This window comes from Xanthomarina sp. F1114, from assembly GCF_026410255.1.
Taxonomy (GTDB): Bacteria; Bacteroidota; Bacteroidia; order Flavobacteriales; family Flavobacteriaceae; genus Xanthomarina.
The window spans coordinates 103,308-115,320 of sequence record NZ_JAPMLL010000006.1 but is presented as its reverse complement, the minus strand read 5'-3'; the positions used below and the strand labels follow the sequence as shown (position 1 = coordinate 115,320).

At 33.6% G+C, this 12,013-nt stretch carries 9 protein-coding genes; 8 read left to right on the top strand and 1 reads right to left on the bottom strand.

Annotation, left to right across the window (positions count from 1 at the left end; genetic code table 11):
* Positions 1-166 precede the first annotated feature (166 nt).
* The 7 genes from pyrG to OS188_RS06370 all read left to right on the top strand — a co-directional run bounded on the left by pyrG (position 167) and on the right by OS188_RS06370 (position 9,495).
* A complete protein-coding gene (gene pyrG, locus OS188_RS06400; RefSeq protein ID WP_267148000.1) occupies positions 167-1,807 on the top strand; it encodes a CTP synthase in 1,641 nt (546 codons plus the stop codon).
* A gap of 119 nt (positions 1,808-1,926) precedes the next feature.
* Positions 1,927-3,831 carry a membrane protein insertase YidC gene (gene yidC, locus OS188_RS06395; protein ID WP_267147999.1) on the top strand — a complete coding sequence of 635 codons (1,905 nt, stop codon included), beginning with the start codon at positions 1,927-1,929 and terminating at the stop codon, positions 3,829-3,831.
* A gap of 97 nt (positions 3,832-3,928) precedes the next feature.
* On the top strand, positions 3,929-4,636 hold the full coding sequence (locus tag OS188_RS06390) for a toxin-antitoxin system YwqK family antitoxin (protein ID WP_267147998.1): 708 nt from the start codon (positions 3,929-3,931) through the stop codon (positions 4,634-4,636).
* A 294-nt stretch (positions 4,637-4,930) separates the two neighbouring features.
* Entirely contained in the window at positions 4,931-6,124 is a 1,194-nt protein-coding gene (mnmA, locus tag OS188_RS06385) for a tRNA 2-thiouridine(34) synthase MnmA (RefSeq protein ID WP_267147997.1), read from the top strand.
* A gap of 24 nt (positions 6,125-6,148) precedes the next feature.
* Complete coding sequence (locus OS188_RS06380; RefSeq protein ID WP_267147996.1) at positions 6,149-7,750, top strand: S8 family serine peptidase; 1,602 nt, start codon at positions 6,149-6,151, stop codon at positions 7,748-7,750.
* Positions 7,750-8,691, top strand: coding sequence for an NAD(P)H-dependent flavin oxidoreductase (locus OS188_RS06375; RefSeq protein ID WP_267147995.1), 942 nt, complete (start codon positions 7,750-7,752; stop codon positions 8,689-8,691). Before OS188_RS06380 ends, OS188_RS06375 begins: the two co-directional genes overlap by 1 nt.
* Positions 8,692-8,739: 48 nt before the next feature.
* Entirely contained in the window at positions 8,740-9,495 is a 756-nt protein-coding gene (locus OS188_RS06370) for a toxin-antitoxin system YwqK family antitoxin (RefSeq protein WP_267147994.1), read from the top strand.
* Positions 9,496-9,572: 77 nt separating this feature from the next.
* On the opposite strand, the gene OS188_RS06365 is transcribed toward OS188_RS06370, so the two are convergent.
* Positions 9,573-10,511 (bottom strand): TolB family protein, encoded by a 939-nt coding sequence (locus OS188_RS06365; protein ID WP_267147993.1) that lies wholly within the window; start codon positions 10,509-10,511, stop codon positions 9,573-9,575.
* Between the two features lie 119 nt (positions 10,512-10,630).
* Here OS188_RS06365 and OS188_RS06360 point away from each other — a divergent pair, with 119 nt between their 5' ends.
* Complete coding sequence (locus OS188_RS06360) at positions 10,631-12,007, top strand: MATE family efflux transporter (protein ID WP_267147992.1); 1,377 nt, start codon at positions 10,631-10,633, stop codon at positions 12,005-12,007.
* The last annotated feature ends 6 nt before the right edge of the window (positions 12,008-12,013 follow it).

Below are 12,013 nucleotides of genomic sequence, written 5' to 3'. Positions count from 1 at the left end.
TTAAGTAATTGGGTGGATAACTTTACTATAAATTTAGTGTTTATTTTTTTTATATTTTTGAAATTCAACTATTTATTAAAAATATATAAATAGAAGTAAATTCCTTTAAACAATACCTTATTAACTCTTTTAATTTTGTAAATTTGCCGGCGTTTAACAGCGCAACATGACAACTACAACAAAATACATATTTGTAACCGGAGGAGTTAGTTCTTCATTAGGAAAAGGTATCATTGCAGCCTCACTTGCAAAATTACTTCAAGCTCAAGGCTATAGAACTACTATTCAAAAATTAGATCCCTACATCAATGTGGATCCAGGAACTTTAAACCCTTACGAACACGGAGAATGTTATGTAACAGATGACGGTGCGGAAACGGATTTAGATTTGGGGCATTACGAACGTTTTTTAAATGTTCCTACTAGTCAGGCAAACAACGTAACTACAGGTAGAATCTATCAAAGCGTTATTGAAAAAGAACGAAGAGGAGAGTTTTTAGGTAAAACCGTACAAGTTATCCCTCATATTACTGATGAAATAAAAGAACGTGTTCAAATTCTTGGAAAATCTGGAGATTTCGATATTGTTATTACCGAAATTGGAGGAACCGTAGGAGATATAGAGTCTTTGCCATATATTGAGGCTGTACGTCAGTTAAAGTGGGATTTAGGAGACAATAATGCCATAGTTATTCATTTAACGTTGGTACCTTATTTATCTGCAGCTGGAGAATTAAAAACAAAACCTACACAACACAGTGTAAAAACACTTATGGAATCTGGTGTTATGGCAGATATTTTGGTGTGTAGAACAGAACACGAATTACCAGACGAATTGCGCAGCAAACTAGCAAAATTCTGTAATGTACGTGAAGAAGCTGTAATCCAGTCTATTGATGCCTCAACCATTTACGATGTTCCTAATTTAATGTTGGAACAAGGTCTTGATAAAGTGGTTTTAAAGAAATTAGCTCTAGAAAGTCATTCGCCAGATTTAACAAAATGGAACAAGTTTTTAGAACGTCTTAAAAACCCAAAAACCGAAGTAACCATAGGTTTAATTGGAAAATATGTGGAGCTTCAAGACTCCTATAAGTCTATTTTAGAAGCATTTATTCATGCAGGTGCAGAAAATGAAGTTAAAGTGCATGTAGAGCCTATTCATTCAGAATATATTAACGAAGATAATGCCAAAGCCAAACTATCTCATTTAGATGGTGTTTTGGTAGCTCCAGGTTTTGGAGAAAGAGGAATTGAAGGAAAAATTGATGCTGTTCAATATGTTCGTGAAAATAATATTCCTTTTTTAGGAATTTGTTTAGGAATGCAAATGGCGGTGATAGAGTTTGCTAGAAATGTCTTAAACCTTAAGGAAGCCAGCTCTTCAGAGATGCACCCAAATACCCCAGATCCGGTTATTAACTTAATGGAAGAACAAAAAAATATTACAGATAAGGGAGGAACAATGCGTTTAGGTACTTGGGCTTGCGATATAAAAATGGATTCTTTAGCACAAAAAATCTATAAGGCTAATAGCATTCAAGAAAGACACAGACATCGTTACGAGTTTAATAATAAGTATAAGAAGCAAATAGAAGCTGCTGGAATGCTTGCAACTGGAACCAATCCAGAAACTGGCCTTGTTGAGATTGTTGAAATCCCATCTCATCCTTGGTTTATGGGAGTGCAATATCATCCCGAGTATAAGAGTACGGTTAAAAACCCTCACCCTTTATTTGTAGCTTTTATAAAAGCTGCATTAAAACATAAAAAAACAAACAAGAGTGCCACTATGGCACAAAAATAAAAACGGAGTAATTTTTGACTTAAAAATATTTCCTTGACCGATAAACTGTTAAAGAATAAGTTTTTTAAAAATTAATCACACAGCCTTCCTTCAATCAAAAACGAAGAGAAAAATTAAATATGGAAGAAAAGAAAATTGACATAAATTCGATTATCGGATTTGTACTTATTTTTGGAATTTTAGTGTACATGATGTATACTAATGCGCCTACCGAAGAAGAAAAAGCAGCTCAAGAACAAGCCAAACAAGAACAAGTTGAGGCAGAGAAAAAAGCAACCGAAAAAACAAATACAGCTGTAACAACTGCAGAGGATTTTTCTGCAGCTACAGTTACAGATTCTATGCAATTAGTTGCTTTAAATAATAAATTAGGTGCGTTTGCATATTCTTCAACACTTCCATCGGCTACCAATAAAGAAACACTGGTTGAAAATGACGTTCTAGCTCTTAAATTTAGCAATAAAGGTGGGTATTTATCTGAAATTAGATTGAAACAATTTGTCGATTTCGATTCAATTCCTATTTATTTAGTAAGAAATGGAAATACAGATTTTAATATTAATTTTGGTACAACAGATAGCCGAATCTTAAATACCAGAGATCTTTACTTCGAACCAACTATTTCTAAAAATGGAGAAAACACGGTGGTTTCAATGAAATTACAAGTATCTCCGGATAAATATTTAGAATACCGTTATGAACTAAAACCGGACGATTATATGGTAGATTTTACCATTAGATCACAAGGTTTAAGCAATGTAATAAACAGTTCTCAAGAAGTAAACCTGAATTGGGATTTAGATACCTATCGTCATGATCAAAGTATTTCGTACGAAAACCGGTATACGCGTTTAACCTATCAACACGACGGTAAAAAAGTTGACAAACTATCTCAAGCGGGAGAAGATGAGGAAACAGTAAAAGATGCTAAATGGTTATCTTACAGACAGCACTTTTTTAGTTCTATCTTAGTTTCTAAGAACCCAATAAAAAGCGTTAGAATTACGTCTGAAGATTTAGTTGAAAACGAAGATATCGATACAGTATTTACAAAACGTTATACAACAAAGTTTCCTTTAACTTTCGAAGCTGGAGAAGTAAATCAGCCTTTAAAGTTCTTTTTTGGACCTACAGACAGTAAAGTATTAAAAAAATACGACGATAATTTAGATGAAAGTATTCCATTTGGATGGGGTATTTTTGGCTGGATTAATAAAGCCATTTTTATTCCTCTTTTCGGATTCTTAAGTAGTTTCTTGCCTCATGGAATTGCTATTATTGTCATGACTATTCTTATTAAATTGTTAATGTCGTTTGTGCAGTACAAGCAATTTTTATCTCAGGCAAAATTAAAGGTGTTAAAACCAGAATTAGACGCTATTAGAGAAAAAAACAAAGACAATAAAATGAAAGCGCAACAAGAAACTATGGCGCTTCAAAATAAAGCTGGTGCTAGTCCGTTAAGTGGTTGTTTACCAGGACTTATTCAATTGCCGGTATTTTATGCTTTATTTATGTTTTTCCCAACAGCATTCGATTTAAGACAGAAAAGTTTCCTTTGGGCAGACGATTTATCATCTTATGATGCTGTATTATATTTACCATTTAAAATTCCATTTTATGGAGATCATGTTAGTTTGTTCCCAATCTTGGCAGCTATCGCTATTTTCTTTTATATGAAAATGACAACAGGACAACAAATGGCATCGCAGCCAACACAAGAAGGAATGCCTGATATGGGTAAAATGATGAAGTACATGATTTACTTCTCGCCATTAATGATGCTTTTCTTCTTTAACAACTATGCGTCAGGATTGAGTTTGTATTACTTTATTTCTAATACCATTAGTATTGGTATTATGTTAGTAATTAAGAACTATATCCTGGACGAAGATAAAATTCATGCGCAAATACAGGTGAATAAAAAGAAACCTAAAAAACAAAATCGCTTCCAAAAGAAAATGGAGGAAATGATGGAGCAGGCAGAGCAGCAAAAACAAGCACAAAATAAAAATAAGAAATAATTTAAAGCTGCCATTTTTGGCAGCTTTTTTGTTAGATAACATTTTTATAATCCCATCGTTATAATAACGATTTCTAAATTGTAAACTTTTAATGAGTATGAAGCAGATTCTAGTTATTTTAATTTTATTTATGCCAAGTATTTTCTTAGCACAAACTATTAACCAATTTGATGAAAATGGTAAAAGACATGGTGTTTGGAAAAAGAATTTTGAAAACACCGACATTGTTCGTTATGAAGGCGAATTTAAACATGGAAAAGAAATAGGTATCTTTAAATTTTATAAAAACATTAATAATAATGCTGTTTTAACAGCCTCCAAAGAGTTTAATGAGAAAGATAATTTGGCTGAAGTCTTTTTTTATGCGTCTAATGGGAACACAATCAGTAAAGGCCAGATGAATGGTAAAGACTATATTGGAGAATGGATTTATTATCATAAAGATTCTAAGGAGATAATGACTTTAGAGCACTATAATAATGAAGGTGTTTTGGCGGGCGAGAGTTTGGTTTATTATAAATCTGGTCAAATAGCCGAAAAACGTTTTTATAAAAAAGGGAAGCTAGATGGTAAGGCTACTTGGTTTTATGAGAACGGAAAAGTAATGAAGGTTTATACATACAAGGATGGACTTTTACATGGTGAGGCTAAATTTTATACATCTGCCGGAGTTCTAGAAATTGAAGGACAATATAAAAACGATAGAAAAGATGGAGTTTGGAAATATTATAAGGAGGATGGGACTTTAAGTGAAGAAAAGGATTATACCGTTTATAGTAAAAACCCATATTTAAAAAGGGACTAAAAGCATTAAATTGCTCTTAAAATATAAAAGCTCCTTATAAAAATAAGGAGCTTCACTTTTTTAGGTATGCCTCAAGATGAGTAAGCTATTAATCAATCGAAGTAGAAGAATTACCTAAATTTAAGTGCAGTAAAAGTATTAAAAAATACTCACATTTAAAACACTATATTTTGAAATGTCTGATAATAGGATTTAATAAGCTGATAAGTAGATGTTTATATAGTCTTGAATAATTTAATAAGAAGCTAATAGCTATGCTTTTATCTAAAAATCGTATCTTTGCAAACTGAAATTATGAAGAAAAAACGCGTTATAGTTGGACTTTCTGGAGGTGTAGACTCCAGTGTGGCAGCCTACTTGTTAAAAGAGCAAGGTTATGAGGTTATTGGCTTATTTATGAAAAATTGGCATGACGATTCCGTGACTATTTCTAACGAATGTCCTTGGTTAGACGATAGTAACGATGCCATGCTAGTAGCAGATAAGCTAGGGATACCTTTTCAATCTGTCGATTTAAGTGAGCAATACAAAGAACGTATTGTAGATTACATGTTTAACGAGTACCGAAAGGGGCGAACTCCAAATCCTGATGTACTTTGTAATAGAGAAATCAAATTTGACGTCTTTATGAAAATTGCATTGAACCTTGGTGCAGATTATGTTGCAACTGGTCATTACTGTAGAAAAAACACCATTGAAAAGGACGGAAAAGAGATTCATCAATTATTAGCTGGAGCAGATGCAAATAAAGATCAATCCTATTTTCTATGTCAGCTGTCTCAAGCACAATTGGCAAAGGCCTTATTTCCAATAGGCGAATTACAAAAGTCCGAAGTAAGGGAAATAGCAGCAAAACAAAATTTAATAACTGCCGAAAAGAAAGACTCTCAAGGCCTTTGTTTTATTGGAAAGGTGCGATTACCAGAATTTCTTCAGCAACAATTAAAACCCAAAGAAGGTGTTATTGTTGAGGTTTCAGAAGATTTTAATGCTTATCAACAAAAGCGTCCAGCTTTTCAATCTAAAGAAGAAGAGCTTAAGTTTTTATCAAAAAGAATTAGGTATTCCCAACAAGATGGAAAAGTAGTTGGGAAACATCAAGGGGCTCATTATTTTACTAAAGGACAACGTAAGGGTTTGGCAGTTGGTGGAACAGTAGATCCACTTTTTGTGATAGAAACTAACGTAGAAGATAATATTATTTATACAGGACAAGGTAAACAACATCCAGGTTTGTATAAAACAGTTCTCTTTGTTTCAAACGAAGAATTGCATTGGGTTCGTGAAGATTTAGAACTTCAATTAGACGAAACTATGGAGGTTATGGCTAGAATTAGATATAGACAACCTCTAGAAAAGGCAACTTTATATAAAGTAGATTCTGGAATGTATGTAGAATTTCAAGCGCCACAATCGGCCATAACCGAAGGGCAATTTGTTGCATGGTATCTGGAGGATGAATTAGTTGGTTCAGGAGTAATTTCTTAAATTGCATGAGTAAATGTCACACTCATGATCTCAAGACTACTTTTTTTATTACTACTTTGTTCTCAACTTCAGATTTTTGCACAGGAAGATGCTTGGGTGTATTTAACAGATAAAGAAAATGTTGCTGCATCCATAGCAAATCCCATATCTATTTTAACTCAAAAAGCTATCGATAGAAAGCAAGCTCATGGGGTTTCTATCGATGCACGCGATGTCCCTGTAAACGAAACTTATATTTCCCAGTTAAAAGCTGAAACAGGCATTAGCGTTCATTCAAAATCCAAATGGTTTAATGCGGTCCATGTTAGAGGAACTGAAAGTGATATTAATAGTTTATTAAGTTTAGCTTATGTGGTCGACATTGTTTTTGCCGATAATAATCTTAACGCTAGACTAGAGGTTCCTAAGAATAAATTTGAGTTAGAAACACGTCGGACAAGTTTTAATTATGGTTCTGCAGCCAATCAAATTGAAATGATTCAAGGCGATCTCCTTCATCAAGATAATTATACTGGAACTGGAATAACTATAGCAGTAATTGATGCAGGTTTTCCTAATGTAAATACCATGGGAGGTTTTCAGCGATTAAGAGACAATAATGGAATTTTAGGTGGTTATGATTTCTACGATAGAAACCCAGATGTTTATGCTAACACTTCAAGTTCTCACGGTACTAATGTTCTAAGTACAATGGCTGGATATATAGAAGATGAATATGTGGGCACAGCTCCAGATGCGTCTTATTATTTATTTAGAACTGAAAATGCGCCTAACGAAAACCCGATAGAAGAAAGCCTGTGGGTTGAGGCTGCCGAACGTGCAGATAGTTTAGGGGTAGATATTATTAATTCTTCTTTAGGCTATAAAACTTACGATAATCCAAATTACACACATTTAGATGCAGATTTAGATGGCTTAACTACTTATATTAGTAAAGGCGCTAATATTGCTTTTGAAAAAGGAATTCTAGTGGTCAATTCTGCTGGAAACGAAGGGGCAAACGGATTAAATGCTCCGGCCGATGCTGCAGGAGTTTTTACCATTGGTGGCGTGGATTCTAATGGCGATTATGCAAATTTCAGCTCTCAAGGTAGTGCATTTCAGCCTACTCAAAAGCCAGATGTGGTAACTCAAGGGCAAGCAAGTGCTATTATTTGGGAAGATAATGTAATTGGTGTTGCAAATGGTACGTCTTTTAGTTCGCCCATAATGGCTGGAGCTATAGCTTGTTTGTGGCAGGCTTTACCAGATTTAAATAATTCTCAAATTATGCAATTAATTCGAGAATCGGCTTCTCAATACAATGCACCAGACTATTTAATGGGTTATGGAATTCCTAATTTGGCTTCGGCTTTAAACCAAGGTTTAAGTATTGAAGATGTTGAAATATTACAGGATAAAATTCATATCTATCCAAATCCATTTAGTAACAATCTATACATATCTTTTCCAGCTTCAGAAAAACAAGTACAAATAACTTTATATAACATTTTAGGAAAAGAGATGTTAGAAAAAAACTTATTAAATTCATCTAAAATTAATGTGTCGTCTTTATCTAATGGGGTTTACTTATTAAAAATAGAAACCCAAAACGGCACGATAACTAAAAAACTTATTAAAAAATAATGCAAAATAGAATAACCCAACTCTTTCAAATAAAATACCCAATAATTCAAGCAGGGATGATTTGGAATTCCGGCTGGCGTCTGGCTTCAGCAGCAAGTAATGCAGGCGCTTTAGGCCTAATTGGAGCCGGATCTATGTATCCAGATGTTCTAAGAGAACACATTCAGAAATGTAAAAAGGCAACCGATAAACCTTTTGGGGTGAATGTACCTATGCTCTATCCTAATATTCAGGAAATTATGGATATTATCGTGGAAGAAGGTGTGAAAATTGTTTTTACTTCGGCAGGAAATCCAAAAACATGGACCAGTTGGTTACATGATAAGGAGATTACTGTGGTTCATGTGGTGAGTAGTGTGAAATTTGCTTTAAAAGCTCAAGAAGCTGGGGTGGATGCCGTAGTTGCAGAAGGATTTGAAGCCGGGGGACATAATGGAAGAGATGAAACTACAACTCTAACTTTAATTCCAATGGTGAAGGAGCAATTGCAAATCCCACTAATTGCGGCTGGAGGGATTGCTACTGGAAAAGCCATGTTGGCAGCCATGGTTTTAGGAGCCGATGCTGTACAAGTAGGAAGCAGATTCGTGGCTAGCGAAGAAAGTTCAGCACATCAAGCTTTTAAACAAGTAGTTGTAGATGCTAAAGAAGGGGATACCCAATTAACTTTAAAAGAATTGGCGCCAGTAAGATTGATAAAAAACAAATTCTTTAATGAGATTCAAGACTTATATAAAACCTCTCCAACTAAAGAAGAACTCATAGAACTACTAGGAAGAGCCAGAGCCAAACGAGGCATGTTTGAAGGCGATTTAGAGGATGGGGAATTAGAAATAGGACAAATATCAGGTCTAATTCACGATATAAAACCAGCAGCACAAATTGTAGCAGATATGATGCACGAGTTTGAGGAGTCTAAGTTGAATATTTCAAAAATTTAAATTATTTCTTATGTTAGTTTTTTATTAAATTTTTCACCCCCAAATTCTATGAAAATAAAATATCTTATAGCTTCTTTCTGTTTGTTACTCTGTGTGTCGATTTCTACAGCCCAAAAGCCAGAAAAACTTAAAAGAATAACAGAAAAGAATTTTTTAGTTTCAACCCAATACCAAGTACTAAAATCCGATAAAAAAACAAAACAAGGGTACTATAAAGAGTATAATTTGTCTCATAGAATGCTAATAGTTTCTGGAAATTATCATTTAAATGAAAAGAATGGCTTATGGCAAGAGTGGTTTACATCAACTAGATTACCTAGAAGCATAGGGTATTATAAAGATGGAAGAAAGGTTGGAGTTTGGGAATATTATGATGGTGTATACGGAAAAAAGCTTCAAACGTTTAATTTTGATACGAATACATTATTATACGTTGATAAGTATATTAAAACGAGTGAATATGAGGTGGTTATTAATGGAGAATCTGTTTGGGAAACTCTGGATAGTCCACCTTTATTAATTGGAGAGTTCTTATACACGAAACAGGACATAGAACTTGAATATATTATGTTAAAAAAGAAGCATCAAGACAATAAAGATTTTTATGCGCATGTTCTTATTTTAATAAAAAAAGATGGGACTATAGGAGAAATTAAGTCTACAAATTCTTTTTGGAATCCAGATTTTTCTGACATTATAAAAGAAAAAATAAACAAAACCAGAGGAGAGTGGTTACCTGCTGAACTTAATGGAAAAAAAGTGGATGCTTATATAAGTTGTAGATTTCAAATACCGAGTTTATAATTCTGCAGCTCAAAAAGTGAATGACATGATAGATGAGTTTGTGGAGGTTAAGCTCTTTGTGTCAGAAATGCCAATTGTTAATTTCTTTTCAAAAAACCATCTATAGAAACCTGATATAACCTACTAGAACCATTGTCTGCCTTGTTTACTTCAGTAATAAATTCTTCAGTAGTTAAAGGTTTTTTATGCTGTACTTTGGTATTATCTCGTTTACTTGTAAAGTATAAGGTGTTTGTTTTGCTATCAGCAAACGGACAATAATCCATTTTGTCAGAATTGATTGTGTCGCCTAAGTTTTCAGCAACAGACCAGCCTTCTTTTGTTAGAAAACTAATATATAAATCGCCACTTCCAAAACCATCTTTTCTATTATAACTACCAAATAGTAAATAAGATTCGTCCCGAGCTATAAAAGCATTGTATTCATAACCTTCAGAATTTATGCCGTTTGGTAATTTTTTAGGAGTTTCGTATTTATTTTTTATAAATTCACTTACATAGATGTCGTCTTTCGTTTTTAAATCTGGATTATCTCGAGTAAAATAAAGATTACCATTATCAGCAATAGAAGGATAAAACTCTCCATGTTCTGAATTTATAGGAGATCCCATGTTTTTTGGTTCAGACCATGGATCGCTAAAAGTTGGGCGTTCCACATACCAAATATCAAAATCTTTAGGTTCTAAAGTTTCGTTAGATAAAGGTCTGCTAGAGACAAAATAAAGTTTCAGGCCATTTGAAGAAAAGTAAGGCTCTAAATCATAAAATTGACCAGAAAATGATACCACTTCTGGCTTAGTCCATGAGTTATTTATTCTTTTTGAAGACACAATGGCTGACAAATTCCCCATGACACTTTGAGCGGTAAATAGTATTTCATTTCCATTGGGAGATATTGCAAGATCTCTAACATTAGGAAAGGTGTTGGTTATTTCTGATAGAAAAGGTTTAGGGTTTTGTTGTGAAAAACCTAAAGTAGTAAAAGTGATGAGTAAAATGAAGATAAATAATTTCATAAAAAAAATTTGAAACAAGATACTTAATGAAAATATATGGAATTCTTAATGCCATGTTAAACTGTTACAAAAAGCATTCTTAGTTAGTATAACAAAAAGCGAAATACTACTTTTGCAAAATGGTTTTGAAGAACTACACCAAAGAATTTAAATACAACTGGAAATTGTCTGCTCCCGTTATGCTAGGTATGCTTGGGCATACCTTTGTACAGTTTATAGACAACATCATGGTTGGACAGTTAGGTACGGCAGATTTGGCAGCCGTGTCTTTAGGTAATAGTTTTATGTTTGTAGCTATGTCTCTGGGAATTGGTTTTTCAACCGCAATCACACCTTTGGTTGCAGAAGCAGATGCTGCAAATAATTTTGTAAGAGGTAAATCTGCTTTAAAGCATGGGTTGTTTTTATGTACAGCATTAGGACTTGTACTTTTCACAATATTGCTTTTTGCAAAACCTCTAATGTATTTAATGAAACAGCCCATTGAAGTGGTAGAGTTGGCTATTCCATATTTGGACTTAGTAGCATTTTCATTAATTCCTTTAATTATTTTCCAGGCTTTTAAACAGTTTAGTGATGGCTTGTCTATGACTAAATACCCCATGTACGCTACTATCCTGGCAAATGTGGTTAATGTTTTTTTTAACTATCTGTTAATTTTTGGAAAATTTGGTTTCCCAGAACTAGGTATTGTTGGAGCCGCTTATGGAACTTTAATTTCTAGATTTGTTATGGTTGCTTACATCTGGTGGCTATTAAAGGGGAAGGAGAAATCTAAAGCTTATGTAACAAATATTAAGATTTTTGTTTTAGATAAGTTTATGATTAAAAAAATGTTGAATATAGGTGCGCCCAGCGCCATGCAAATGTTTTTTGAAGTTGGTATTTTTACCTCTGCCGTTTGGATTAGTGGATTGCTTGGTAAAAACCCTCAGGCGGCCAATCAAATTGCTTTAAATCTGTCGTCCATGACTTTTATGGTTGCTACTGGCTTAAGTGTGGCCGCTATGATTCGTGTTGGAAATCAAAAAGGTTTGAAAAATTTTACGGAGTTGAGACGTATTGCTTTTTCCATTTTTTTACTAGGAATGTGTTTAGCTGTATTTTTTGCTACCATCTTTTTTGTTTTTCATAAACAATTACCGAAAATATATGTCGATTTTGACGATTTAGATAATCTAATTGATAATACCGAAGTAGTAACAATTGCGTCTAAATTATTAATTGCAGCTGCATTCTTCCAAATAAGCGATAGCATTCAAGTAGTCATGCTTGGTGCTTTAAGAGGCTTACAGGATGTTAAAATTCCAACTATTATAACTTTTATCTCTTATTGGATGATTGGCTTTCCTATTAGTTTTTATTTAGGAAGAGAAGAAGCCTATGGTAGTTTTGGTATTTGGCTCGGACTTTTGGCAGGATTAACAACAGCCGCAATTTTGTTGTATATTCGATTTAATTATCTGACCAAAAAACTAATTTTAAATAACGAATAATATTAT